This is a genomic window from Streptomyces sp. NPDC034037 (genome assembly GCF_055575715.1).
In genome coordinates this window covers 739,150-762,786 of sequence record NZ_JBVISC010000001.1, presented here as the reverse complement: position 1 = coordinate 762,786, position 23,637 = coordinate 739,150, and the positions used below count along the sequence as shown (strand labels likewise).

The following is a 23,637-nucleotide window of genomic DNA, read 5'->3' as shown; positions in this document are numbered from 1 at the left end:
CGCGGGCCGTCCCTAGTCGTCGATCCCCGACCGCTCCACCCCCGCCACGATCCACCGCTGGAAGAGGAGGAAGACCACCAGCAGCGGCACGATCGAGACGGCCGCCGCGACGAACAGCTCGTGCAGGCGGATGACCTGGGACGTGGTGAAGGTGGCCAGGGCGACCTGGACCGTCCACGCCTCGCGGTCCTGGCCGATCACCAGCGGCCACAGGAAGGAGTTCCACGCGCCGATGAACACGATGGTGCCGACGGCCGCGAAGGCGGGCCGGGAGTTGGGGACGATCACGCGCCAGTACGTACGCCAGTACCCGAGGCCGTCGACCCGGGCCGCGTCCTCCAGCTCCCTCGGGAAGCCGAGGAAGTACTGGCGGAAGACGAAGCACGCGAAGGCCGAGAAGAGCGTCGGGACGATCAGGCCGCGCAGGGTCGACACCCAGCCGAGCGACGACACGAGCACGAAGCTCGGCACGAAGGTGACGGCCGCCGGGACCATCATCGTGCCGAGGATCGCGTAGAAGACGCGGTCGGCGTGCCGGTAGGGGATGCGGGCCAGGCCGTACCCGGCGAGCGAGGCCAGGACCAGGGTGGCGAGGGTGGTCACGACCGCGATCAGCGCCGAGTTGAGCAGGGCGCGCGCCATCGGCACCGTCGGGTCCGCGAACAGCTCCGACAGGTTCGACCAGTGCAGGGTCGCGGGGAAGAACGTCCAGTCGGGGGAGGTGATGTCGTCCTCGGACGCGAGGCCGTTGCGCACGAGGAGGTAGAAGGGGATCAGGAACAGCAGGGCGAGCGCGATCAGCGTCACCAGCCGCAGCGCGCGGCCCGCCCGGACCAGGGCGTCCTCCGTGGGCCGTCGCACGGGAGCGGTGGGCCCTTGCGCGGGACCCGTGGGCCGTTTCACGGGAGCGGTCACCGTCCTCGCTCCTCCTTCCCGCTCAGGCCGAACCAGCGTGCCTGGCCGACAGTCACCACCGCGATGATCAGCGCGAGGATCACCGCGCCCGCGCTGCCGAGCCCGAGGTTCTGCCCCTGCCCGAGCGCCGTGTAGTAGAGGTAGACGAGCGGCGGACGGGCGTAGGGCGGATAGCCGCGGGAGTCCGAGAGCAGGTTGTAGAACTCGTCGAAGGCCTGGAAGGCGTTGATCACCAGGAGCAGCGTCACCGCCACGGAGGTGGCGCGCAGCTGCGGGAGCGTGATGTGGCGGAGCACCTGCCAGCCGGGCCGCGCCCCGTCCACCGCCGCCGCCTCGTAGAGGGCGGGCGGGATCCGCTGGAGGCCCGCCAGGAAGAGGATCATGTAGAAGCCCGCCTGGAGCCAGAGCCGCACGGTGACGATGACCAGCCAGTACCAGGGCGGTTCGGTCGTCGACAGCCAGGCGACCTGCTCGGCGCCGAACCAGCCGAGGACGGTGTTGGCGAGCCCGAACCGCACCCCGTTGAAGATCGACAGCTTCCAGATCAGCGCCGCCACGACATAGCTGCACGCGGCGGGCAGGAAGAACACCGACCGGAAGAACGCCTGCGCCCGGCGCGTGCGGTTCACCATCAGGGCCAGGGCGAGCGACAGGACGAACGTCGTCGGCACGATGAACGCCGAGAACAGCGCGAAGGTGGCGAGACTGTCGGTGAACGCGTCGTTCCGCAGCATCGACGCGTAGTTGTCGAGGCCCACGAAGTCCGTGGGCGAGACGGTGTTGTGGGCGTCGAAGAAGCTGAGGTAGACGCTCCAGGCGAGCGGTACGTACGTGAACAGGACCAGGCCGAGGGCGAAGGGGCCGACGAACACCCAGAACCAGAGCGTGCGGTTCTGGCTGCCCAGCGGCCGGCGTGCCGGTGCCGCGCCCCTCATGACTTCTTCTTCACCCGGGCCAGCTCCGCCCGCACCTCGCGCACCACGGACCTCAGCTCGCTCTCCGGATTCGCGCCGGACTTGATGACGCGGCTCAGCGCGTCCTGGTAGGCGGTGCGGCTGGCGGGCGTCCACAGCAGCGGCTCGGCGTAGCCGTGCTCGGTGGCGTGGCGCACGGCGTCCGCCGCCGGGCCCTTCGTCAGCTTGTCGGCCTTCTTCGCCAGGGAGAGCCGGGCCGGGATGTGGAAGCCGTAGGAGAGCGCGAAGTCCTCCTGGTGGCGCGTCCCGTCGATCCACAGCCACTTGAGGAAGTCCTTCGCCTCCTTCTTGTGGCCGCTGCGGGCGCTCACCGCCGCGCCGTACGCCCCGACCGGCAGCGCGGGCCTCCCGTGCGGCCCGTCGGCGGGCAGCGGGAGGACGCCGAAGTCGTCGCCCAGCTTCTCGCGCACGGCGGGCAGCGCCCACAGGCCGCACCACTGCATGGCGGTCAGCTCCTGGGTGAACGCCGAGGGGTCCGACCAGTCGGCGGGCGCGCCGAGGAGCAGCGACTTGTCGGCGTACAGCTGGCGCAGTTTGCCGAGGACCCGGGCGGCGGCCGGGTCGTCGAAGCCGACCTCGCCGTCCTCGGTGACGGAGGAGAGGCCCGCCGCGTACAGCGGGGTCATGCCGAGGGCGCCCGCGCCGCCGTCGTTGCCGAGGAAGAGGCCCTTCACCTTCTTCGTGGTCAGCGCCTTCGCCGCGTCGACCAGCTCGTCCATGCTCCGGGGCGCTCGCACGCCCGCGTCGGCCAGCAGGCTCTTGCGGTAGTAGAGCAGGTGTGTGTCGAGGACCTGGGGGATCGCCCAGATCTTCCCGTCGTACGTCTTCGGGGCGAGCGCCACCGGGTTGAAGTCGTCCCGCACACCGTCGAAGAGGTCCGTGAGGTCGACGACCTGGCTGCCCTGGATCTGGTCCAGGGAGGGGCCGTTGACCTCGAAGACGTCGGGGCCGGAGTCGGTCAGCAGGGCGGCGGCCGTCTGCTCGTCGTAGTTGCCGGGCCGCCACTGCACGCGCACGTCCGCCTTGCGGTACGCGGCGGCGTACCGTTTCACGGCCTGTTCGGTGCCCGGCTCGCCGTACTGGTGGTACCACTGCGCGAGGCGCGGTCCCTTGCCGCCCGAACCTCCCTCGCGCCCGGTGTTGGACCCGCACGCGGTGAGCAGTCCGAGCGCCGCGCCGGTCCCGAGCAGTGCCCTGCGGCTGATGGTCATCCTGATCGTCCCCCTGCGTGCTGTCGTGGCTCCTGTACGTGTCGGGCCCAACGATCAACCATGCGCGGGGATTACGACAGAGGTGTTGCGGCCGAGTGTCAGCGTTCCGTCAAGGCGGGCCGCGCGGGTGTATGCGCCGCGTCAAGGCGGTCGCCACGGGCCGCGCCGCCGTTCTACCGTGTCGCACATGGGGCATGACAGGACAACGCGGGACACGGCACCGCGAAGCGGCGGGACCAGGCGGGCGACTCCGGACATCGCGACCGACCGGACCCGGCCGGCGCACGTGCGCACCGCCGCCCTCAGCGCGTCGGCGCTCTTCGTGCTCCTGGTCCTCCTCGACCTCCTCGGCGGCACGCCCGGCATGGCCGGAACCGCCCTGTGGGCGGGCCTGTCCGCCCTGCTGTACGCGGTGCTGCACCCCGTGCGGGTGACGGCGGGCCCCGGCTGGCTCGCCGTACGGGGGCTGTGGCGCGGCGGGCACGTGTGCACCGGACTGCTGACCGCCGTGCGCTACAGCGAGGGCGTCGCCGCGCGGCTGGTCCTGTGCGACTCGCTCGGCAACCGCGTCGAACTGGACCCGCGCGTCCTGGTCGACAACCCGCTGCTGCTGCACCGCCTGGAGGTCGGGGCCCGCCACGCGCGCGAGGCGGGGTTGCTCAGGACGGGCTGCGCCGAACTGCGGCGGCTCGCGGCACGCGTCGACGCGGCGGCGGCGCGGGGCGTGTTCGAGGCGTCGGACCTGCGGTAGCCGCAGGCGCCCGCGCCCCGGCGCGCGCCTCCCGGTGACCTTCGCCCCTGGGGAACCCCGGAGGGAGAGGGGACACTGGGGGCATGGACCGCGACATCCGAGCGGGCGGTGAGGACATCACCACCCGCGCCGACCTCGACGTGCTGCTCCGCCGCTTCTACGCGGCCGCGTTCGCCGACCCGCTGATCGGCCCGTTCTTCACCGAGATCGCCGGGACCGACCTCGGCGCCCATCTGCCGCACATCACCGACTTCTGGGAGCGCGCGCTCTGGCGCACCGCCGACTACCGGCGCGACGCCTTCGCGCCGCACGCCGCACTGCACGCCGTGCGCCCCCTGACCGCCCAGCACGCCGGGCGCTGGGTCCAGCTCTGGCACGCCACGGTCGACGGCCTGCACCACGGCCCACACGCGGACCGCGCGAAGGCCCACGGGGAGCGGATCGCCCTCGCCCTGCTGCGACGCCTGGCAGGCCAGGAGACCCCCACGGCCGGCGAGGGCCCGGGCTTCATCCCCTTGGCGGCGGTACGACTGCGGGGGGCGGCGTAGGGCCGTACGCCTGCGAGGGCGCCTGCGCTACGCGGCCGCGCCCCCGTCGACGAGGAGGTCGGCGCCGACCACCGAGCCCGACTCGTCCGAGGCCAGGTACAGCACGGCGGCGGCGACCTCCTCGGTGGTGGAGACCCGGCCGAGCGGGGTCTGCTCCTTCATGCGCGCCGCCCGGTCGGCCTCCTTCTCGCCGGGGCGGAACGACATGGAGGTGTCGGCGGCACCGGGGCTGACGGTGTTGATGCGGACCCCGTCCCGGATGTGTTCGGCGGCCGCCGCGCGGCTCAGCGCGGAGACGGCCGCCTTGGTCGCGCCGTAGGCGGCGGTGCCGGGGGCGCTGGTGTGGGCGCCCAGGGTCGAGCCGATGTTGACGATCGCGCCGCCCGCGGGCTGCGTGCGCATCTGCTTGACCTCCGCCTGGAGGGCGAGCAGGACACCCGTGACGTTGATGTCGAGCATCGTGCGCCAGTCCTCCTCGGGCAGTTCCGCGACCGGCTGCCCGGCGCGCAGGACGCCCGCGTTGTTGACGGCCACGTCCAAGGAGCCGAAGCGGTCCACGGCCGCGGTGACCAGCGCGGCGAGGTCGGCCGAGCGGGAGACGTCGGCGGTGACGGCGAGCGCCGTGCCGCCGGCGGCCTCGATGAGGGCCGCGGTCTCCTTCAGGGGCGCCTCGGTGCGCCCGGCCACCACCACGTTCGCCCCCTCGGTGGCGAAGGCGCGGGCGATGGCGCGGCCGAGGCCGGAGCCGGCTCCGGTGACGAGGGCGGTGCGGCCGGTGAAACGGGTGCGGGCGGCGAAGGCCGTCATGACAGTCTCTTTTCTTGACCGATCGGTTCAGAATGAGGGCAGCAAAAAACAGCAGAAGACGAACGGTGGGCAAACGGGGCGGGCGGGTCAGTCGAGCAGGGTCAGCGCCTGCTCCACCGCGTCCCGCACCCGCGCCGGGTCCGCGGACGCCTTGCCGACGACGCGCAGGCCCTGCATCAGGACGAGCAGCAGGCGGGCGAGCGCCCGCGGATCGCGGTCCGCCGCCAGCTCCCCCTGGGCCTGGGCGCGCACGAGCGCGGAGTGCAGCAGGGTCTCGATGTGCTCCCAGCTGCGCTCCACGCGGCGCAGGGCCGCCTCGTCGTGCGGGCCCAGTTCGGCCGCGGTGTTGGTGACGAAGCAGCCGCTGCGGCGGTCCTCCTCGGAGGCGGCCTCGCCGCCGAAGCGGCGTACGACCTCGCGCACCGCGGGCAGTGCCGGGCCCGGCCGGGAGAGCGTGGCCAGCAGGCGCGGGTTCTGGATCTCGGCGTACCGCTCCAGGGCCTTCAGGTACAACGCGTGCTTGTTGCCGAAGGTCGCGTAGATGCTGGCGCGCCCGATGCCGAGCGCCTCGACGAGATCCGCCATCGACGTCGCCTCGTAGCCGCGCCGCCAGAACAGCTCCAGGGCCGACTGCAACGCGGCGTCCGGATCGAATTCCTTGGTCCTGGCCACGACGGTGACTCTACGTTTTTCTGGAACGGTCGGTCAAGTACCTTGGGGGGCGCGCGAGGCCGGGTGAGGTCAGGCGATGCGCACGGGGTGCACGGCCACCGCCACCTCGTCGTCGTCCAGGCACCGCCCCGTCTCCAGGTCGAACCGCTGCTTCAGGAGCGGCGAGGCGACGAACGGCCGCCCGCCCCGCGAGCCGAGCAGCCCCCGGGAGAGCACCGCGGCGCCCGTGAACGGGTCGCGGTTGTCGATCGCGTACGCCCGGCCCTCGCGGTCGAGGAAGAGCGCGGCCTGCCGGCCGTCGGGCAGCAGGGCGGCCAGGCCCCGCCCCGGCGTCAGCCGGGCGCGCTCGCAGACCTCGAACCAGTCGTCCGCCAGGCGCAGTTGGACACGGGTGGGCGTCGTACTCATCGGGAGGCTCCTTCCAGGGGCCGGGGGCTGAGGGAGAGCAGGGGCAGGTCCGGCTTGATCTGGTCGCGCTCCGGGACGAAGCCGACCGTCGGGTCCGGTACACCCGGCGCGTTCACGAAGGACACGAAGCGCGCCAGGCGCTCCGGGTCGTCCAGGGTCTCGGCCCACTCGTCGCGGTAGTGCGTGACGTGGTCGGCCATCAGCGCCTCCAGTTCGGCGCAGATGCCCAGCGAGTCGTGGACGACCACGTCCCGCACGTGGTCCAGGCCGCCGTCGATCCGTTCCAGCCAGGCGGCGGTGCGCTCCAGACGGTCGGCGGTGCGGATGTAGAACATCAGGAACCGGTCGATGAGTTGGACCAGGCCGGCGTCGTCCAGGTCCTGCGCGAGCAGATCGGCGTGGCGCGGGGTGGCGCCGCCGTTGCCGCCGACGTACAGGTTCCAGCCGCTCGCCGTGGCGATCACGCCGAAGTCCTTCGACTGGGCCTCGGCGCACTCGCGGGCGCAGCCGGACACCGCCGACTTCAGCTTGTGCGGGGCGCGCAGCCCGCGGTAGCGCAGCTCCAGATCGATGGCCATGCGCACGGAGTCCTGCACGCCGTAGCGGCACCAGGTCTGCCCGACGCAGGACTTCACCGTGCGCAGCGCCTTGCCGTACGCGTGCCCGGACTCGAAACCGGCGTCCACCAGCCGGGTCCAGATCATCGGCAGCTGCTCGACGCGCGCCCCGAACAGGTCGATGCGCTGACCGCCGGTGATCTTCGTGTAGAGGCCGAAGTCCCGTGCCACCTCGCCGATGACGATGAGCTTGTCCGGGGTGATCTCGCCGCCGGGGATGCGGGGCACCACCGAATAGGAGCCGTTCTTCTGGAGGTTGGCGAGGAAGTGGTCGTTGGTGTCCTGCAGCGCGGCCTGCTCACCGTCCAGGACGTAGCCCTCGGCGCCGATCGTCGGGGCCAGCGAGGCGATGATGGAGCCGACCGTCGGCTTGCACACCTCGCAGCCCTCGCCGCCGCGCGCCGCCTGCCGGCCGTGCCCGTCGAGCAGCGCCCGGAAGGACGTGATCCGCAGGACGCGCACGATCTCGTACAGCTCCTGGCGGGTCTGGGTGAAGCAGCCGCACAGCCCCTGGTCGCCGGACCGGGGCAGCAGCTGCCCGATCACCTTCACGCAACTGCCGCAGCCCGTACCGGCCTTGGTGCACTTCTTGACCTCGGGCAGCGTGGCGCAGGCCTGGATGGCGTCCTTGGTGACGTTGTGGCAGCTGCAGATCACCGCCGAGCCGGGCAGCGACTCCGGGCCGAGCGCGACGGGGGCGCCCGCGCCCTCGGGCAGCACCAACTGCTCGGGCGGCAGCGGCGGCACGCTCCCGGTGAGGGGGCGCAGCAGGCCGTACGCCTCCGCGTCACCGACCAGGATGCCGCCGAGCAGCTCCCCGCCCGGACCCATCACCAGCTTCTTGTACGTGCCCGAACGCGAGTCGGAGTAGACGACGTCGAGGCAGCCCTCCGCCGTGCCGTGCGCGTCACCGAAGGAGGCGACGTCCACGCCGAGGAGCTTCAGTTTGGTCGACAGGTCGGCGCCGGTGAAGCTCGCCTCCCGGTCGGCGGCGATGGCGGCGGCGGCCGTCTGCGCCATCTCGTAGCCGGGCGCGACCAGGCCGTACACGCGGCCGTCCACGGCCTGCGCGCACTCGCCGATCGCGTACACGTCCGGGTCGCTGGTGCGGCACTGCGCGTCGACGGTGATGCCGCCGCGCTCACCGACGCTCAGGCCGTGTTCGCGGCCGAGCTGGTCGCGCGGGCGGACACCGGCGGAGAACACCACCAGATCGGTGGCCAGTTCGCTGCCGTCGGACAGCTTCATGGCGCGCACGGCGCCGTCCTCGCCCGTCACGATCTCCTGCGTACCGGTGCCCGTGTGCACGCTCAGCCCCATGCCGGTGATGGTGCGCAGCAGGGCCGCGCCGCCGCCCTCGTCGACCTGTACGGGCATCAGGCGCGGCGCGAACTCCACGACGTGCGTGGCGAGACCGAGGCCGCGCAGCGCGCCCGCCGCCTCCAGGCCCAGCAGACCACCGCCCACCACCGCGCCGGTCGTCGCGTGCTTCTTCGCGTACTCCTCGATCGCCAGGAGGTCCTCGATGGTGCGGTACACGAAGCAGCCCGTCGCGTCCTTGCCGGGCACGGGCGGCACGAAGGGGTACGAACCGGTGGCGAGGACCAGCGTGTCGTACGGGAAGACGCGCCCGGAGCGGGCCGTGACGGTCCGCGCCGCGCGGTCGAAGCGCTCGGCGGGCTCGTCGACGTACAGCTCGATGCCGTGCCGGTCCAGGAACTCCCGGTCGGTGAGGGAGAGTTCGTCGGGCGTGCGGCCCGAGAAGTACGAGGTCAGCTGCACCCGGTCGTAGGCGGGGCGCGGCTCCTCGCACAGCACCACGATCCGGTGGCTCGCCGCCAGACCGCGCTCGACGGCGGCCTCCAGGAAGCGCTGGCCGACCATGCCGTGGCCGACGAGCACGATCGTGGGGCGGTGCGGGGTCTGTGCGGGGTTCGGCTTCGGCATGTCAGCGGCCTCCGATGGGGGTCTGCCCTGCTCGAACGGAGTCGAGAGCTTGGGGATGGGTGAGCAGGTGGAGCAGGGGGCTGTCGTCGTCGGGCAGTGGTTCGTCCGCCTCCCAGGCGCGGGCCAGCGCGCCCACCGAGGCGAGATCGCCGACCAGGACACCGCCGACCAGGCGGTCGCCGCGGACGACGACCTTGCGGTAGGTGCCGCGGGTGGCGTCGGCGAGCTGGATGACGTCGTCGTCGGGGAGCGCCTCGGGGTCACCGAACGCGGCGAGGTCCAGGGGGCCCGGGCCGGACAGGGTGAGGCGGGTGAGCATGCGGCTGCCGGCGTAGGGCGCGCGGGCCCGGCCGAGCAGGGTGTCGGCCAGCGCGTCGGCCTGTTCCAGGGACGGGGTCGCCAGGCCGTAGACCCGCCCGGCGTGCTCCGCGCAGTCCCCGACGGCCCTGATGTGCGGATCGGACGTGCGCAGCCGGTCGTCCACGACGACGCCCTTGCGTACGTCGAGTCCGGCGGCCAGCGCCAGACCGGTGCGGGGGCGCACCCCGCAGGCGAGCACGGTCAGCTCGGCCTCCAGCGCGTAGCCGTCGGCCAGCTCCACGTGGCGCACGGCGCCGTCGGTCACGCCGACCCCGCGCACCCGGCACTCCGTGTGCACCTCGACGCCCAGGCCCGTCAGGTGGGCCCGCACGAGCTCGGAGGAGGCCGGGTCGAGCTGGCGCTCCATGAGCCGCTCGGCCTGCTGCGTCAGGACGACCTGGGCGCCCCGCCGGGCCAGCGCGCGGGCCGCCGAGACGCCGAGGAGGCCACCGCCGATGACCACGACCCGGGCGCCGGGCGTCACCGCGGCGGACAGGGCGAGGCAGTCGTCCATCGTCCGGAAGGCGTGCACACCGCGTGGCAGCTCCCGCGCGCCGGGCGCGAAGAGGCCGCGCAGCGGCGGCAGGACCGGGTTGGAGCCGGTCGCGAGGACCAGGGTGCCGTACGGGACGACCGTGCCGTCCTCGCAGTGCACCAGGCGCTCCGCGCGGTCGATGCGGACCGCGCGGGTGCGCAGCACGGTGCCCGTGGGGGTCGGCAGGGTGATCACGTCCGCGCCGTACCGGCCCGCGAGGACCTCCGCCAGCAGGACGCGGTTGTACGGGGCGTGGTCCTCCTCGCCGATGAGTACGGTGTCGGTGGCCCCGGGGCCCTCGGCGCCGAGGCGCTGCGCTACGCGGGTGCCGGCCAGGCCCGCGCCGATCACCACTGCCGTGGATGTCATGTTCCGCAGCCTGCGGGGTGGGTGTTTCCCGGTCGGGGCCGGGTTGTTTCCCTCGGGGAACGGTGCGCTCAGCGGGGGGCCGCGGGCGGTGTGAGGGGCGCTGGGGTGCCGCTGCGGTTCTCCCACGCACCTGCCCGTCTCGCGGCGTCGGGCCCTTGCCGTAAGGGCCTTTCCCACCCACCCGCCCGTCTCGCCGCGTCTGGCCCTTGCCGTAGGGGCTTTTCCCACCCACCCGCCCGTCTCGCCGCGTCTGGCCCTTGCCGTAGGGGCACGGCTTGCCCGTCTCGCGGCGTTCGGCCCTTGCCGTAGGGGGGGGCGTCGTGGGGGTTATAAGGTCGCGATCATGCCTGACATATCGCTGGCCGTGGTCGTCGTGCTGTGTCTCGCCGCGCTCGCGGCCGGCTGGATCGATGCCGTGGTCGGGGGCGGGGGACTGCTGTTGCTGCCCGCCCTGCTGCTCGGTCTGCCGGGCGGCACCTCCGCCCCGCACGCGCTCGGCACCAACAAGGCCGTGGCGATCGTCGGCACGGCGGGCGCGGCGGTGACGTACGCGCGCAAGGCACCCGTCGACGTGCGCACCGCCGTGCGGATCGGCCTCGCCGCGCTCGCCGGGTCGATGGCCGGCGCCTTCTTCGCGGCCGGGATGAGCACCGACGTACTGAAGCCCGTGATCATGGTGGTGCTCGTCGGCGTCGGCACCTTCGTGATCCTGCGGCCCGCCTTCGGCACCGCGCCCGCCACCGGGCCCGCCTCGCCGCGCCGGATCCTCGCCGCGATCGGCCTCGCGGGCCTCGGCATCGGCTTCTACGACGGTTTCATCGGCCCGGGCACCGGCACCTTCCTCGTGCTCGCCCTGACCGCCGTGCTCCACCTGGACCTGGTCACCGCCTCGGCCACCGCCAAGATCGTCAACTGCTGCACCAACGCGGGCGCCCTCGCGATGTTCGCCTGGCAGGGCGTGGTCCTGTGGCAACTGGCCGCGCTGATGGCCCTCTTCAACCTCGCCGGCGGCATGCTGGGCGCGCGCACCGCGCTGAAGAAGGGCAGCGGGTTCGTCCGCGTCGTGCTGCTGACCACCGTCTTCGGCCTCGTCGTCAAGATGGCGTACGAGCAGTGGGTGGCCTGAGGGGCTGGATGGCCCGAGGCGTCAGGGAGCCCGAGGCGCGGGTGGCGCCCCCGGCGACGACCGGGCTCAGCGCACCGCCGTCAGGTGGGCGAAGACCACCACGTTGCCCTGGTAGCCGGTCCGCTTCGAGTACTTGCCGCCGCAGGTGATCACCCGCAGTTCCGGCCGGGGCGCCGGACCGTACACCTTCTCGTCGGGGAAGTCCTTGGCGTCGTACACCTCGTTCGCGTGGACCGTGAAGACGGCGACGCTGCCGTCCCTGCGCTCGACCTCGATCGTGCGGCCCTTGGCCAACGCGCCCAGTTGGTAGAAGACGGCCGGGCCCTCCTTGTTGTCGACGTGGCCCGCCACGATCGCGGTGCCGCGCTCACCCGGCGTGGTGCCCGCCTCGTACCAGCCCGCGAGGTTCTCGCGCTCGGGCGGCGGCACGTCCAGGCTGCCCTGCGGGGTGAGTTTGAGCCCCATCAGGGGCGCGTCGACGCCGATCGCGGGGATCCGCACGCGGTCCGGCGGGGACGGCGCCAGCGGCGCGGTGCCCGGATCGGGGCGCGGGTCGGGACGCGGGGCCCGCGGGCTCTGCGCGGCCTGCGCCGCCTGCGCGGTGGAGGGCTGCGGCGGTGGGTGCGCGGCGGTGCCACTGCTCAGCAGCCAGGCGCCGGAGCACAGCGCCACGAGGCTGACGGTCGCTATGACGGCGTTGCCGGTCTTCTCGCGCATACGGCGTCCCCCTCGGGGTCGGTGGGGCCGGACCCTCGTCCCCCTCCCGGCCCACGAGGGGACACGGGCCGGGAGGGGGCGGGGGCGGCGGTACCGGTCGGACAGCGGAGGGTGTCCGTCAGATCCTGTCGCCTCTCGCCCGGCGATGCAGGAGCCAGGTACCGCCCGCAGCGGCGACGGCCAGGGCCGCCACTCCCGCCGCGGTCTGTGCGGGGTCGGGACCGAGCGCGCCGCCGACCCCCGTCTTCACGTGTCCCTTGGGGTGCGGCCGCGGCCGTTCCCCGGCGGCCGCGGTGGAGGTGATGGTCACCACCAGATCGCCCGCGACCTGCTTGTCCTTCGTCGCCCGGCCACCGGCGCCGGAACACTTCGCGACGATCTCGTAGGTGCCCGGCTGCGCCGACGGCGGCACCTCGAACCGCCCGGCCGCCTCACCGGGTGCCTTGCCGGGCGCCAGGCTGAACGTGCCCGCCCCGACCGCGCTCGCGTCGCCCGTCGCGGTCCCTCCCGGGCCGCAGGCGGTGGTGTGCACGGTGACGGCGGTGCCGGGGGTGACGGTGGACGGCTGGATCTCCAGGCCGCCGGCCGGCGCGGCGGCGGCGGGAGCGGCCAGGGCGCCCGCCACCGCTACGGCGAGCGCGGTACCGGACAGCAGGCGGGTGTTGCGCATGGTGCTGGTTCCTCCGAGGCCTTCGCGGAACACGGCCCGCGGCACCCCCAAGTGCCGCTGCGTCGGTCGAGCCCCGCTCTACCGAGGTAAGTGGCACCGCGCGACCCACGCCTCCTGAGACCTCGTCGAAAAGCCGCCGAACGAGCGGCTCCACGCCACAAGGGAACCGGCGTTCCAGCAGGTCACCGCCTTTTCACCCGCCGGACTCCGAAGAGCGGGCGGGGCGGCTGTGAATGGGTGACCGGGGGCGGCCGGGGAGGGGAAGGGGCGCCCCGCCGGGGGAGGGGCATCGGGGAGGTGGCGGCGGCGTCAGATCGTGTCCCAGGGGATCTGTTCGTAGGCGTCCGTGACCGTCGTCATCAGCTGCTCGTCGATGCCGTACGACACGTCGTCGATCCGCCGCACCGGACAGACCCCCCAGGAGTTGGTGACGAAGGCCGCCCGGTACGACGGCAGGTCCGCGAGGGTGACGGGGGCGTGCCGCGTGGGCAGGCCCGCCCCGGGCAGGCACGCCTCGAGAAGCTGCATCGTGACACCGGCCAGATGGGGTGCGTCCGGCCACACGATCCCGGTGCCGTCGAAGAACGCGATGTTCGTGACGGCGCCCTCGCTGATCCGCCCGCCGTCCCCGGTGAGCAGCGCGTCGTCGAAGCCGGCGCCCCGCGCCAGTTCACCGTGCCGGGCCTGCCCGAAACCGCCCAGGTGCTTGATGTGGGCGAACGGCCGCTGATACGCCACGGACATCAGGGACTGCGCGCGCGCCTCCTGGCCCGCGGGCAGCTCGACGGGCGGCCGCACGGTGACCATGAGGGACGGCTCCCCGTCGGGCGCGTGGACGTAGACGCGTACGGACGCGTCGTCGATGTCGTCCCGCAGGATGTGCCGGACCACGCCGCGCACCCGCTCCCCGTCCAGCTCCCGCCCGAACAGCTCGCGCGTGGCCGCGTCGAGCCGGGCCAGGTGCAGCCCGATGCCGCGCACCTTGCCGCCTCTGACCTGCATCGCCGTGAAGTGCCCGGTGGTGACGAGGGCCGGCCAGAGCAGGCTCCCCGCGGTGACCGGCTGCCCGTCGATCTCGATGCGCTGCACCAGCGCCGGATATGTCATACGGCCACGCTACGAGACCGCCGAGGGGACCCCGGCCGCCCCCGTCCCCTGCCCCGCCCGAGCAGGCGCTCAACTCCGGTTCAAGGAGGGGAGGCGAGCCCCTCGGCCCGCGCTCACCGGCTCGCCCCACGATGTGCTCGCCGCGCGCTCGGATTGGTCGGCAGAGCCGCTTGACCTCAACCATGGTTGAGCTACGAGGCTTCACCCATGACCGACACCACGTCTTCCTTTCCCGTCCCTGCCCCCGCCGTCGTCTCCTCCGCCGCGACCTCCCTCGCCTCGGCCTTCGGCGTCGGAGGGGACGACGCGCCGCTGCGGGTCGCCGTCATCGTGGGCAGCAACCGCGAGGGCCGCTTCGGGCCGACCGTCGCCGAATGGCTCCTGGCCCGGGTCCGCGAGCGGTCCGACCTGACCGTCGACGTCGTCGACCTGGCCGAGGTGGACCTGCCGACGTCCCTCTCCTTCCGCCCCTCCGCCGCCGTCTCCACCGAACTCGCCAAGGTCACGCCCAAGTTGGCCGCCGCCGACGCGTTCATCGTCCTCACCCCCGAGTACAACCACTCCTACCCGGCGTCGCTGAAGAGCGTCATCGACTGGCACAAGGGCGAGTGGCAGGCCAAGCCCGTCGCCTTCGTCTCGTACGGCGGGCTCTCCGGCGGTCTGCGCGCCGTCGAGCACCTGCGCCCGGTCTTCGCCGAGCTGCACACCGTGACCATCCGCGACACCGTCTCCTTCCACAACGCCGGCGCCCTCTTCGACGACGCGGGCCGCCACCGCGACCCCGCGGCCGCCGATGCCGCGGCGAAGGCCATGCTCGACCAGGTGGCGTGGTGGGGCTGGGCACTGCGCAAGGCCAAGGCGGAGCGCCCGTACGGCAGTTGAGGGGGCGCGGCCCTTGGGCGCGGCGGTGAGCGATCCGTAGGGGTGACTCCGAGGATGCCCGGTCCGCTCCCGCCCGCCCCGCTGTGCACAATCGGCGTATGGACGACGACCAGACAACGCCGACCGTGCTGACCGTGCCGACCGTACTGACCGTGCTGACCACGACGGACGCGGAGGGCAAGGCGCGTGACCTCGCGCGCGAGGCGGTCCGGGCGCGGCTCGCGGCCTGCGCGCAGATCGCCGGCCCCGTCACCTCCGTGTACCGGTGGGAGGGCGCCATCGAAACCGCCCAGGAATGGCAGGTGCTCCTCAAGACGACCGCCCACCGCTACGCCGCCCTGGAGGCGTGGCTCACCGAGGCCCACGACTACGACACCCCCGAGATCATCGCGACACCGGTGACCCGGGGGAGTGCGGCCTATCTGGCATGGGTGGAACGGGAGACCACCGGGTGACCGAGCGGCCCGCGCCCCGGCTGCCGTTCTTCGTGTACGGCACGCTGCGCCCGGGGGAGCGGAACCACGCCGTCCACCTCCGGGGCGACGACGTGGACGCGCAAGAGCCCGCCCTGCTCCCGGGCGCGGTCCTGTACGAGGGGCCCGGCTACCCGTACGCGGTGGAAGACCCGGAAGCCGGGCCCGTCCACGGCGAGTTGGTGACGGCCGCGCCCCACGCCCACGACCGGCTGCTCGCCGCCCTCGACCTCCTGGAGGAGTACGCGCCGGGCGACCCCCGCAACCTCTACGACCGCGTCACGCGCGAGGTCACCCGCACCGCCGACGGGGCGACGGTACGGGCCTGGGTCTATGTGGCGGCGCCCCGCGTCACGGCATACCTGCGGGCGTCGGGCGCGGTGATCGAGGGAGGCGACTGGACGGCCTTCCGCCGCGGCCGCTGAGCCTCTTCGGTCACCTCCGCCCCCGCGAGGCGGAAGCCGCGGCTCAAACCCCGGCGCACTCGATCCGGCGTACTCCACCACTCGTCCGAGCGATAGCGCGTGACCACGCGGAGTCGCGACATGCAGACTCTGCGTGCGCGCCGAACGGTGCACGCGACCGGCGTGCACCACGGCCGCAAGCATCACGGCCTCAAGCGCCACGGCCTCAAGCGCCACGCCCTCAAGAAGGAGCCGCCTCATGCGAATGCGCCGTTCCCTGCCGGCTTTTGTCGGAGCCGTCACCCTCGCCCTCGGCATGTCGATGACGGGGAGCGCCACCGCCGCCTCGCCGGCCGTCCAGAACCCCTGCGGGTTCTACGAGACGCACAGCGACGCCTACTACAACCACTGCACCAGCGACGGCTCGAAGATCCTCATCGAGATCGACGACTGGGGCCCCAACACGGTCAGGTGCGTCGGCCCCGGCGTCACCTGGATCGGCGAGGCCGGGGACGTGGACGGCGCCTGGTACATCGGACGCACCTGCTGATCCGCTCCTCCTAGGGGCTCCTCCTACGGGCCTCCTCCTACGGGCCCGGGCGCACGCCGTCCCGGGCCCCGCCCCCACCTCCGTCTTCGCCGGCTCCGGCCCCCTCCACCGGTTCGAGCCGCACGGCGCAGACCTTGAACTCCGGCATCCGCGACACGGGATCCAGCGCCGGGTTCGTCAGTGCGTTGGCCCGCCCCTCGCCCGGCCAGTGGAACGGCATGAACACCGTGTCCGAGCGGATGGACGACGTCACCCGCGCCGGGGCCACCGCCCGGCCCCGCCGCGACACCACGGCGATCGCCGCGCCGTCGGCCACCCCGAGCCGCGCCGCGAGCCGCGGATGCAGCTCCACGAACGGCCCCGGCGCCGCCGCGTTCAGCTCGTCGACCCGCCGCGTCTGCGCCCCCGACTGATACTGCGCGAGCACCCGCCCGGTCGTGAGCAGCACGGGGTACTCCGCGTCCGGCTCCTCCGCGGCGGCCCGGTGCGCCACCGGCACGAACCGCGCCCGCCCGTCCTCCGTGGCGAACCGGTCCAGGAACAGCCGCGGCGACCCGGGGTGCACGAGCCCAGCCCCCGCCCCGACTCCGCCACCGCTTCCGGCCACGTCACCCCCTTCGGCCCGGTCACCCCCTTCGGCCCCGTTACCCTCTTCGGCCCCGTCACTCCCGTCAGCCCCTTCGGTCACGCCCTCCCGAGCGGGGCACGGCCAGAAGACGCCCTCGCCCTCCCCCTCCTCCAACCGCTCGTACGAGATCCCCGAGTAGTCCGCGGGCCCGCCCGCGCTCGCCCTCCGCAGTTCCTCGAAGACCTCCTCCGGGTCGGTCGGGAAGCCCTTCCCGTGGCCGAGCCGCGCCGCGAGCCCGTGCAGCACCTCCAGGTCGCTGCGGACCCCGGCCGGCGCGGACACCGCCCGGCGGCGCAGCAGCACCCGCCCCTCCAGATTCGTCACCGTCCCCGTCTCCTCGGCCCACTGCGTCACCGGCAGCACCACGTCCGCCAGTTCCGCCGTCTCGGACAACACCACGTCCGCCACCGCGAGGAAGTCCAGCGACCGCAGCCGCTCCTCCACATGCGCGGCCCGCGGCGCCGAGACGACCGGATTGGAACCCATCAGGAGCAGCGTCCGCACGTCCCCGCCGAGCGCGTCGAGCAACTCGTACGCCGACCTGCCGGGGCCCGGCAGCGCATCGGAGTCCACCCCCCAGACCGCGGCCACATGCGCCCGCGCCGCCGGATCCGTCAGCTTGCGGTAGCCGGGCAACTGGTCCGCCTTCTGCCCGTGTTCGCGCCCGCCCTGCCCGTTGCCCTGACCGGTCAGGCAGCCGTACCCGGACAGCGGCCGCCCGGCCCGCCCCGTCGCCAGGCACAGATTGATCCACGCCCCGACCGTGTCCGTCCCCTTGGACTGCTGCTCCGGCCCACGCGCGGTCAGCACCATCGACGTCCGCGCGTCGCAGAACATCCGCACCGTCTCGCGCAACTGGGGAACCGGCACGCCGGTGATCCGCTCGACGTGCTCCGGCCAGTGCGCCATGGCCGCCGCCCGTGCCTCCTCCCACCCACTCGTCCGCCCCTCGATGAACTCCTCGTCCGTCCGGCCCTCCGCCACGACCAGGTGCAGCAGACCGAGCGCCAGGGCGAGGTCCGTGCCGGGGCGCGGCGCCAGATGCAGGTCGGCCTGCTCGGCGGTCCGCGTCCGGCGGGGGTCCACGACGATCAGCGTGCCGCCGTTCTCCCGCAGTTCGGTGAGGTAGCGCAGAGCGGGCGGCATCGTCTCGGCGAGGTTCGACCCGACGAGGATCACGCAGCCGGTGCGCGGAATGTCCTCCAGCGGGAACGGCAGCCCCCGGTCGAGCCCGAACGCCCGCTGCCCGGCCGCCGCCGCCGACGACATGCAGAACCGTCCGTTGTAGTCGATCTGCGACGTGCCGAGCACCACCCGCGCGAACTTGCCCAGCAGGTACGCCTTCTCGTTCGTCAGCCCACCGCCGCCGAACACCCCGCACGCGTCCGCGCCGTGCTCCGTGCGCACACGGGTCAGCTCCTCGGCGATCCGGTCGAGGGCGTCCTCCCAGGTGGCCGGCGCGAGCTTGCCGGTGGCACGGGAGCGGACGAGGGGCTCGGTCAGGCGCACCCGGGAGGAGAGCAGAGCGGGCGCCGTACGGCCCTTGCCGCACAGGGCGCCCCGGTTCACGGGGAACGCCGCGCGCTCCACGACCTCCACGCCACCCCCGGGGCCCGCCGTCAGGCCCATGCCGCACTGCAGCGCGCAGTACGGGCAGTGGGTCGCCGTCACGGCCCTGGCCGCGGGGGTCGCCGGTGTCGCGGGTGTCGCCCTGGAGTGCATGCCGCCCAGCGTCCGCCGTCCTTGTTACGCGGCCCGACGCGCTCGCGTTACGCACGCGGTAAGCCGACCTCAGCCGGGGCCGTACCCCGCTGTGAGGTCCGGCGCGAAGGCCCTCGCAAGGCGCGCACCGCCGGGTGGCACGCGTGGGTGCGGGCAGCCCCGACATCCTCCGTGTAAGGGAGGCGCTCCGAGCAAGAGAGGCGCTCCGAGCAAGGGATGCGCTCCGAGCAAGGGATGCGCTCCGAGCAAGGGATGCGCTCCGAGTAACGGAGGCGTTCCGAGGCCGGTCCCGCCCGGTCAGCGCGCCGAGGCCAACGCCCGTGCCACACCCGGCTCCCGCTCCCCGAGGAAGCGGGGGTCGGGGCGGAGCGCCGCGTCCAGCGCCGCCTTGCCCGCCGCGAGGAGCTCCCGCGCGCCCCCGTAGTACCAGGTCGAGTCGTGCACCGCGTCCACCCCGACGCCGTACGACGAGACGCCCGCCGCGTCGCACAGCGCGACCGCCCTGCGTATGTGGAAGCCCTGGCTGATCAGCACCGCCCGGTCCACGCCGAAGATCTGCTTCGCGCGGACGCAGCTGTCCCAGGTGTCGAACCCCGCGTAGTCGCTCACGATCCGCCGGCCCGGCACGCCGTGCTTCTTCAGATAGGCACGCATCGCGTCCGGCTCGTCGTAGTCCTCGCGGCTGTTGTCGCCCGTGACGAGCACGACCTCTATCCGTCCCTTGCGGTACAACTCGGCCGCCGCGTCCAGGCGGTGCGCGAGATACGGTGAGGGCTCGCCCTTCCACAGCCCGGCGCCGAAGACCACCGCGACCGGCGCGCGCGGGGCGTCCGCGACCGTGCCGATCTCATCGTCCGTCGTGACGAACAGCCAGGTCGCGGGCAGCAGGGCGAGCACGCACAGCGCCACCACCGCCCGCACGGCCCGCCGCCGCCCCTTCGGCGTACGCGGCACCCGCAACCATCGCGGCCGCCGAAGCCAGTCGGGTCGCCGCGGCCGCTCCGACCGCCGCAGCCACGCCGGGACCCGGTCCCGCAGCCCCGCCCATCCCGCCCTGCCCATCCCGTCCATACGCGTCCCGCCCCCGTGCCGCACCGGATCTCCCCTGATCCGATCACTGCCACAACCGTAAGCGACCACGCCGACGACGAGCAGGCCCCGCACCCCGGAGCCGCCCCCGAAATCCCCCCGACCCACCCCCGAGCCCCGGCCCCGAGACCCCGCCCGCTGGACCCCGCCCGGGACCAACGCCTGACCGTGCCCCGAGACCCGGCCCCGAGCCAGCGGGCGGCCCCGCGCCTGACCGCGTCCCGAGCCAACGCCTGACCGTGCTCCGAGACCAACGCCTGACCGCGCCCCGGACCCGGCCCCGATGCCCAGCCCCGCGGGACCCCACCCCGATGCCCAGCCCGGAAACCCCGCCGCCCCGAGACCAACGCCTGACCGCGCCCCGGGACCGACCCCGAGACCCGCTCCCTGGACCCCGCCCCCACCCCCGCCCCGAAAACACCCTGACCCCGCCCCACCTCCCTCGGTGAGTCCGCCGCAAAGAGCCGTCACCGGTACGCAACGCCCCCGCAATCTGCTCCGGACATCCTCGGTCCATGACGCCGTCGTACCCCCGCCCTCCCGGCCTCGCCCCGCCCCACGGCAGGCGCCGCCCCGTGCCGCTCCCGACGCTCGTCCTCGTCGGCCACGGCAGCCGCGACCCCCGCGCCCTCGCCACCGTCACGGCCCTCGCCGAACGGGTCCGCGAACAGCGTCCCGGCCTCGCCGTGCGGCTCGGGCACATCGAGCTGAACGAGCCGCTGCTCACCGGCACCCTCGCCGCCCAGCGCGGCGGCGAGGCCGTGCTCGTACCGCTGCTCCTGAGCCGCGGCCAGCACGTCAAGCGCGACATCCCGGCCGCCGCCGACGCCGCACCCCACCTCCACACCCGGGTGGCCGCGCCGCTCGGCCCGCACCCGCTGCTCGCCGAGGCCCTGCACACCCGCCTCGTCCAGGCGGGCTGGCCCGCCCGGCCCCTTAGCGCCCCGGAGCGCCGCCGGCACGCCGTGGTCCTCGCCGCCGCCGGGTCACGCGACCCGGACTCGGCCGCCGACACCGCGACCGCCGCCGCCCTGCTCGCCGACCGCCTGGGCGTCCCCGTGGTCCCCGCCTACGCGGCGCCCACCGAGGCCTGCACCCGGACCGTGTCCACGGCGCTGGCGGCCCTGGCCGCCGAGGGCCGCACCCGGACCGCCGTCGCCGCGTACTTCACCGCCCCGGGCCGCTTCGCCACCCAGAGCACGGCCGCCGCCCCGTGGCTCGCCGCCGCCCCCCTCGGCGCCCACCCGGCGCTCGCCCGCCTCGTCCTGCACCGTTACGACCAGGCCCGCGCCGCCACCCCCGCCACGGCCGGACCGCGCCGCCTGACCGCCGTCTGACGAGGGGCCAGGTCCCCTTTGTCAGTGCTTGCGTCTACTGTCGGTGCATGGAAGGCACAGCACCGAACGGCACAGCACCGAACGCGCGACACGAGGCCTACGACACCTACGACGAAGCCGCCGTCGAGCGGTGGGCCGCCGAGCCGGACAAGAGGCCGGGGCGCACGGCCTTCCAGCGCGACCGCGCGCGCGTCCTGCACTCCGCCGCGCTGCGCCGGCTCGCCGGCAAGACGCAGGTCGTCACGCCCGGCACGCGCAGCCAGGCCTGGGACGCCAGCGCCCGCACCCGGCTGACGCACTCCCTGGAGTGCGCCCAGGTGGGCCGCGAGCTGGGCGCCGCCCTCGGCTGCGACCCCGACCTGGTCGAGACCGCCTGCCTCTCGCACGACCTGGGCCACCCGCCCTTCGGCCACAACGGCGAGCAGGCGCTGAACGAGGTGGCGGCGGACTGCGGCGGCTTCGAGGGGAACGCCCAGTCGCTGCGCCTGCTCACCCGCATCGAGCCCAAGCGCTTCGTCCCCTCCGACGCCACCGGCGACCTGGTCAGCGTGGGACTCAACCTCACCCGCGCCGCCCTGGACGCCGCCACCAAGTACCCCTGGCCGCGCGGCGGGCACCCCACCGACCCGCAGTCCTCGAAGTTCGGGGTCTACGAGGACGACCGGCCGGTCTTCGACTGGGTCCGCAAGGAGGCCCCGGGCCGGCGCGTCTGCTTCGAGGCCCAGGTCATGGACTGGTCGGACGACGTCGCGTACTCGGTCCACGACTTCGAGGACGGCCTGCACGCCGGGCACATCGACCCGAACGCACTGCACGCCGAGCCCGAGCGGCAGGACATCTACGCCGTGGCCCTCGGACGCTACGTGCCGAAGGACACCGACCCCGAAGAGCTGGACCAGGCCCTGGACCGCCTCCTCGACCAGGAGTGGTGGCCGCACGGGTACGACGGATCGGCCATAGCGCAGGCCCGGTTGAAGGACGCCACCAGCCAGCTCATCGGCCGCTTCTGCCTGGCCGCGGAGAGCGCCACGCGCGTGCGGTTCGGCCCCGGCCCCCTCACGCGGTACGCCGCCGAACTCGTCGTGCCCCGCGAGGCCCGCCACGAGTGCGCGGTGCTCAAGGCCGTCGCCGACCGCTACGTGATGCAGCGCCCCGCACAGGAGCGGCTCCGCGCCGACCAGCGCGTCGTGGTGGCCGAGCTGGCCCAGGCGCTCACCACCCGCGCGCCCGACGGGCTCGACCCCCAGTTCCGCGCCCTGTACGACGCGGCGCCCGACGACCGGGCCGCCCAGCGCGTCGTGGTCGATCAGATCGCGTCACTCACGGACGCGGCGGCCCGCGCCCTGCACACGCGATTGACGGCGAGACACTAGGGAAAGCGGGCAAGTGACCATGGAGTGACCACGGGGCGTGACGAAAAGTGGCCTCTTGGGGCCACGCCCCCTTCCCCCATCACGCTCCGTGCGGGACGCTCGCTGTGGCGGCAAGGCCGTGTTCTTCCGGGGGACACCCCCGGTACCCCCGGCAAGGAGGCATCAAGTGGTCGACGCGCATCAGACGTTCGTCATTGTGGGAGGAGGTCTAGCCGGCGCCAAGGCGGCCGAGACCCTCCGTTCGGAGGGCTTCACCGGCCGGGTCATCCTCGTCGGCGACGAGCGTGACCACCCCTACGAGCGCCCGCCCCTGTCCAAGGGCTACCTCCTGGGCAAGGAGGAGCGCGGGAGCGTCTTCGTCCACGAACCGGGTTGGTACGCGCAGGCGGACGTGGAGCTGCACCTCGGCCAGCCCGTCGTCGCCATCGACCGTGAGGCCAAGAGCGTGCGCCTGGGCGACGGCACGGCCGTCCACTACGACAAGCTGCTGCTCGCCACCGGCGCCGAGCCCCGCCGCCTCGACATCCCCGGCACCGACCTCGCGGGCGTCCACCACCTGCGCCGCCTCGCCCACGCCGACCGCCTGCGGCAGGTCCTGACGGCCCTCGGCAGGGACAACGGCCACCTGGTGATCGCCGGAGCGGGCTGGATCGGCCTGGAGATCGCGGCCGCCGCCAGGGAGTACGGCGCGGAGGTCACCGTCGTCGAGCGCGAGCCGACGCCGCTGCACGCCGTCCTCGGCCCCGAATTCGGGCAGGTCTTCACCGACCTGCACGCCGAGCACGGGGTGCGCTTCCACTTCGGCGCCTCCCTCACCGAGATCGTCGGCCAGGACGGCATGGTCCTCGCCGTCCACACCGACGACGGCGAGGAGCACCCGGCGCACGACGTGCTGGCGGCGATCGGCGCGGCCCCGCGCACCGCGCTCGCCGAGGCCGCGGGCCTGGAGCTCGCGGAGCCCGCGCACGGCGGCGGCATCATGGTCGACGCCTCCTTGCGCACCTGCGACCCGGACATCTACGCCGCGGGCGACGTGGCCGCCCCGCACCACCCCCTCTTCGACACCAGGCTGCGCGTCGAGCACTGGGCGAACGCCCTGAACGGCGGCCCGGCCGCGGCCCGCGCCATGCTCGGCCAGGACGTCCGCCACGACCGCGTGCCCTACTTCTTCTCCGACCAGTACGACGTGGGCCTGGAGTACTCGGGCTGGGCGCCCCCGGGCACGTACGACCAGGTGGTGGCGCGCGGCGATGTGGGCAAGCGGGAGTTCATCGCGTTCTGGCTGAGCGAGGGCCGCGTCCTCGCCGGGATGAACGTGAATGTGTGGGACGTCACGGAGACCGTGCAGCAGCTGATCCGCACCGGCGCGCGGCCCGACATCGACCGCCTCGCGGACCCGTCCGTCCCCCTGGAGTCGCTGCTGGCGTGAGCGCCCGGGCACCGGT

General features: G+C 73.8%; 23 protein-coding genes. 10 read left to right on the top strand and 13 right to left on the bottom strand.

All coding sequences use genetic code 11. The annotated features are described in order from the left end of the window. Positions 1 to 12: 12 nt before the first annotated feature. Genes ACZ516_RS03465 through ACZ516_RS03455 form a run of 3 tightly spaced genes read right to left on the bottom strand, consistent with a single transcriptional unit; the run spans position 13 to position 3,100 of the window. Entirely contained in the window at positions 13 to 861 is an 849-nt protein-coding gene (locus ACZ516_RS03465; RefSeq protein WP_469008264.1) for a carbohydrate ABC transporter permease, read from the bottom strand. Between the two features lie 50 nt (positions 862 to 911). Beyond that, positions 912 to 1,850: a carbohydrate ABC transporter permease gene (locus ACZ516_RS03460; RefSeq protein ID WP_361080951.1), complete on the bottom strand. Its 939-nt coding sequence runs from the start codon at positions 1,848 to 1,850 to the stop codon at positions 912 to 914. After that, the gene (locus ACZ516_RS03455) at positions 1,847 to 3,100 is read right to left on the bottom strand and encodes an ABC transporter substrate-binding protein (protein WP_469008263.1); all 1,254 of its coding nucleotides are present in this window, start codon (positions 3,098 to 3,100) and stop codon (positions 1,847 to 1,849) included. The genes ACZ516_RS03460 and ACZ516_RS03455 overlap by 4 nt, the downstream gene beginning before the upstream one ends. A gap of 187 nt (positions 3,101 to 3,287) precedes the next feature. Between ACZ516_RS03455 and ACZ516_RS03450 the strand changes: the two genes are divergently transcribed. Both ACZ516_RS03450 and ACZ516_RS03445 read left to right on the top strand, forming a co-directional pair. Continuing rightward, the gene (locus ACZ516_RS03450) at positions 3,288 to 3,851 is read left to right on the top strand and encodes a hypothetical protein (protein WP_469008262.1); all 564 of its coding nucleotides are present in this window, start codon (positions 3,288 to 3,290) and stop codon (positions 3,849 to 3,851) included. 83 nt (positions 3,852 to 3,934) lie between these two features. Next, on the top strand, positions 3,935 to 4,399 hold the full coding sequence (locus ACZ516_RS03445) for a group III truncated hemoglobin (protein ID WP_469008260.1): 465 nt from the start codon (positions 3,935 to 3,937) through the stop codon (positions 4,397 to 4,399). Between the two features lie 27 nt (positions 4,400 to 4,426). Here the strand turns inward: ACZ516_RS03445 and ACZ516_RS03440 are convergent, their stop codons facing one another. The 5 genes from ACZ516_RS03440 to ACZ516_RS03420 form a co-directional block, all read right to left on the bottom strand. After that, positions 4,427 to 5,206 (bottom strand): SDR family NAD(P)-dependent oxidoreductase, encoded by a 780-nt coding sequence (locus tag ACZ516_RS03440; protein ID WP_469008259.1) that lies wholly within the window; start codon positions 5,204 to 5,206, stop codon positions 4,427 to 4,429. An 87-nt stretch (positions 5,207 to 5,293) separates the two neighbouring features. Further along, positions 5,294 to 5,878: a TetR/AcrR family transcriptional regulator gene (locus ACZ516_RS03435; protein ID WP_469008258.1), complete on the bottom strand. Its 585-nt coding sequence runs from the start codon at positions 5,876 to 5,878 to the stop codon at positions 5,294 to 5,296. A 69-nt stretch (positions 5,879 to 5,947) separates the two neighbouring features. Next, positions 5,948 to 6,286, bottom strand: coding sequence for a nitrite reductase small subunit NirD (nirD, locus tag ACZ516_RS03430; RefSeq protein WP_358587728.1), 339 nt, complete (start codon positions 6,284 to 6,286; stop codon positions 5,948 to 5,950). Next, on the bottom strand, positions 6,283 to 8,850 hold the full coding sequence (gene nirB / locus ACZ516_RS03425; protein WP_469008256.1) for a nitrite reductase large subunit NirB: 2,568 nt from the start codon (positions 8,848 to 8,850) through the stop codon (positions 6,283 to 6,285). Before nirB ends, nirD begins: the two co-directional genes overlap by 4 nt. A gap of 1 nt (position 8,851) precedes the next feature. Next, the gene (locus ACZ516_RS03420) at positions 8,852 to 10,114 is read right to left on the bottom strand and encodes an NAD(P)/FAD-dependent oxidoreductase (protein ID WP_361080939.1); all 1,263 of its coding nucleotides are present in this window, start codon (positions 10,112 to 10,114) and stop codon (positions 8,852 to 8,854) included. A 343-nt stretch (positions 10,115 to 10,457) separates the two neighbouring features. Here ACZ516_RS03420 and ACZ516_RS03415 point away from each other — a divergent pair, with 343 nt between their 5' ends. Then, a complete protein-coding gene (locus ACZ516_RS03415; protein WP_361080937.1) occupies positions 10,458 to 11,240 on the top strand; it encodes a sulfite exporter TauE/SafE family protein in 783 nt (260 codons plus the stop codon). A 66-nt stretch (positions 11,241 to 11,306) separates the two neighbouring features. Here the strand turns inward: ACZ516_RS03415 and ACZ516_RS03410 are convergent, their stop codons facing one another. From ACZ516_RS03410 to ACZ516_RS03400, 3 genes are all read right to left on the bottom strand, one after another. Next, positions 11,307 to 11,957 carry a class F sortase gene (locus ACZ516_RS03410; RefSeq protein ID WP_358584333.1) on the bottom strand — a complete coding sequence of 217 codons (651 nt, stop codon included), beginning with the start codon at positions 11,955 to 11,957 and terminating at the stop codon, positions 11,307 to 11,309. Positions 11,958 to 12,075: 118 nt separating this feature from the next. Next, positions 12,076 to 12,627, bottom strand: a complete 552-nt coding sequence (locus ACZ516_RS03405; RefSeq protein WP_358584334.1) for a hypothetical protein — start codon at positions 12,625 to 12,627, stop codon at positions 12,076 to 12,078. A 309-nt stretch (positions 12,628 to 12,936) separates the two neighbouring features. Continuing rightward, positions 12,937 to 13,734, bottom strand: coding sequence for an aminotransferase class IV family protein (locus ACZ516_RS03400; protein WP_358698581.1), 798 nt, complete (start codon positions 13,732 to 13,734; stop codon positions 12,937 to 12,939). A 207-nt stretch (positions 13,735 to 13,941) separates the two neighbouring features. On the opposite strand from ACZ516_RS03400, the gene ACZ516_RS03395 reads away from it, so the two are divergent. The 4 genes from ACZ516_RS03395 (at position 13,942) to ACZ516_RS03380 (ending at position 16,043) form a co-directional block, all read left to right on the top strand. After that, the gene (locus tag ACZ516_RS03395; RefSeq protein WP_469008254.1) at positions 13,942 to 14,616 is read left to right on the top strand and encodes an NADPH-dependent FMN reductase; all 675 of its coding nucleotides are present in this window, start codon (positions 13,942 to 13,944) and stop codon (positions 14,614 to 14,616) included. Positions 14,617 to 14,714: 98 nt separating this feature from the next. Beyond that, positions 14,715 to 15,071, top strand: a complete 357-nt coding sequence (gene cutA / locus ACZ516_RS03390) for a divalent-cation tolerance protein CutA (RefSeq protein WP_469008253.1) — start codon at positions 14,715 to 14,717, stop codon at positions 15,069 to 15,071. Next, positions 15,044 to 15,514 (top strand): gamma-glutamylcyclotransferase family protein, encoded by a 471-nt coding sequence (locus tag ACZ516_RS03385; protein WP_469008252.1) that lies wholly within the window; start codon positions 15,044 to 15,046, stop codon positions 15,512 to 15,514. The genes cutA and ACZ516_RS03385 overlap by 28 nt, the downstream gene beginning before the upstream one ends. 238 nt (positions 15,515 to 15,752) lie before the next feature. Next, positions 15,753 to 16,043, top strand: coding sequence for a DUF6355 family natural product biosynthesis protein (locus ACZ516_RS03380; protein WP_358910501.1), 291 nt, complete (start codon positions 15,753 to 15,755; stop codon positions 16,041 to 16,043). Between the two features lie 37 nt (positions 16,044 to 16,080). On the opposite strand, the gene ACZ516_RS03375 is transcribed toward ACZ516_RS03380, so the two are convergent. Both ACZ516_RS03375 and ACZ516_RS03370 read right to left on the bottom strand, forming a co-directional pair. After that, positions 16,081 to 18,393, bottom strand: a complete 2,313-nt coding sequence (locus ACZ516_RS03375) for a molybdopterin oxidoreductase family protein (protein ID WP_469008251.1) — start codon at positions 18,391 to 18,393, stop codon at positions 16,081 to 16,083. A 297-nt stretch (positions 18,394 to 18,690) separates the two neighbouring features. Then, complete coding sequence (locus tag ACZ516_RS03370; protein WP_469008249.1) at positions 18,691 to 19,455, bottom strand: SanA/YdcF family protein; 765 nt, start codon at positions 19,453 to 19,455, stop codon at positions 18,691 to 18,693. Positions 19,456 to 19,997: 542 nt separating this feature from the next. Here ACZ516_RS03370 and ACZ516_RS03365 point away from each other — a divergent pair. The 3 genes from ACZ516_RS03365 to ACZ516_RS03355 all read left to right on the top strand — a co-directional run bounded on the left by ACZ516_RS03365 (position 19,998) and on the right by ACZ516_RS03355 (position 23,621). Then, positions 19,998 to 20,819, top strand: a complete 822-nt coding sequence (locus ACZ516_RS03365) for a sirohydrochlorin chelatase (RefSeq protein ID WP_469008248.1) — start codon at positions 19,998 to 20,000, stop codon at positions 20,817 to 20,819. Positions 20,820 to 20,866: 47 nt separating this feature from the next. After that, on the top strand, positions 20,867 to 22,192 hold the full coding sequence (locus ACZ516_RS03360; RefSeq protein ID WP_469008247.1) for a deoxyguanosinetriphosphate triphosphohydrolase: 1,326 nt from the start codon (positions 20,867 to 20,869) through the stop codon (positions 22,190 to 22,192). Positions 22,193 to 22,358: 166 nt separating this feature from the next. Continuing rightward, the gene (locus ACZ516_RS03355) at positions 22,359 to 23,621 is read left to right on the top strand and encodes an NAD(P)/FAD-dependent oxidoreductase (protein ID WP_469008245.1); all 1,263 of its coding nucleotides are present in this window, start codon (positions 22,359 to 22,361) and stop codon (positions 23,619 to 23,621) included. Positions 23,622 to 23,637 lie beyond the last annotated feature (16 nt).

Bases quoted from the DNA above. Each gene is read 5' to 3' on its own strand.
- cutA (WP_469008253.1), top strand. From the start codon at position 14,715: ATGGACGACGACCAGACAACGCCGACCGTGCTGACCGTGCCGACCGTA.
- ACZ516_RS03455 (WP_469008263.1), bottom strand. From the start codon at position 3,100: ATGACCATCAGCCGCAGGGCACTGCTCGGGACCGGCGCGGCGCTCGGA.
- ACZ516_RS03385 (WP_469008252.1), top strand. From the start codon at position 15,044: ATGGGTGGAACGGGAGACCACCGGGTGACCGAGCGGCCCGCGCCCCGG.
- ACZ516_RS03450 (WP_469008262.1), top strand. From the start codon at position 3,288: ATGGGGCATGACAGGACAACGCGGGACACGGCACCGCGAAGCGGCGGG.
- ACZ516_RS03460 (WP_361080951.1), bottom strand. From the start codon at position 1,850: ATGAGGGGCGCGGCACCGGCACGCCGGCCGCTGGGCAGCCAGAACCGC.
- ACZ516_RS03410 (WP_358584333.1), bottom strand. From the start codon at position 11,957: ATGCGCGAGAAGACCGGCAACGCCGTCATAGCGACCGTCAGCCTCGTG.
- nirD (WP_358587728.1), bottom strand. From the start codon at position 6,286: ATGAGTACGACGCCCACCCGTGTCCAACTGCGCCTGGCGGACGACTGG.
- ACZ516_RS03420 (WP_361080939.1), bottom strand. From the start codon at position 10,114: ATGACATCCACGGCAGTGGTGATCGGCGCGGGCCTGGCCGGCACCCGC.
- ACZ516_RS03415 (WP_361080937.1), top strand. From the start codon at position 10,458: ATGCCTGACATATCGCTGGCCGTGGTCGTCGTGCTGTGTCTCGCCGCG.
- ACZ516_RS03440 (WP_469008259.1), bottom strand. From the start codon at position 5,206: ATGACGGCCTTCGCCGCCCGCACCCGTTTCACCGGCCGCACCGCCCTC.
- ACZ516_RS03400 (WP_358698581.1), bottom strand. From the start codon at position 13,734: ATGACATATCCGGCGCTGGTGCAGCGCATCGAGATCGACGGGCAGCCG.
- ACZ516_RS03380 (WP_358910501.1), top strand. From the start codon at position 15,753: ATGCGAATGCGCCGTTCCCTGCCGGCTTTTGTCGGAGCCGTCACCCTC.
- ACZ516_RS03405 (WP_358584334.1), bottom strand. From the start codon at position 12,627: ATGCGCAACACCCGCCTGCTGTCCGGTACCGCGCTCGCCGTAGCGGTG.
- ACZ516_RS03360 (WP_469008247.1), top strand. From the start codon at position 20,867: ATGGAAGGCACAGCACCGAACGGCACAGCACCGAACGCGCGACACGAG.
- ACZ516_RS03445 (WP_469008260.1), top strand. From the start codon at position 3,935: ATGGACCGCGACATCCGAGCGGGCGGTGAGGACATCACCACCCGCGCC.
- nirB (WP_469008256.1), bottom strand. From the start codon at position 8,850: ATGCCGAAGCCGAACCCCGCACAGACCCCGCACCGCCCCACGATCGTG.
- ACZ516_RS03370 (WP_469008249.1), bottom strand. From the start codon at position 19,455: ATGGGCAGGGCGGGATGGGCGGGGCTGCGGGACCGGGTCCCGGCGTGG.
- ACZ516_RS03375 (WP_469008251.1), bottom strand. From the start codon at position 18,393: ATGCACTCCAGGGCGACACCCGCGACACCGGCGACCCCCGCGGCCAGG.
- ACZ516_RS03365 (WP_469008248.1), top strand. From the start codon at position 19,998: ATGACGCCGTCGTACCCCCGCCCTCCCGGCCTCGCCCCGCCCCACGGC.
- ACZ516_RS03395 (WP_469008254.1), top strand. From the start codon at position 13,942: ATGACCGACACCACGTCTTCCTTTCCCGTCCCTGCCCCCGCCGTCGTC.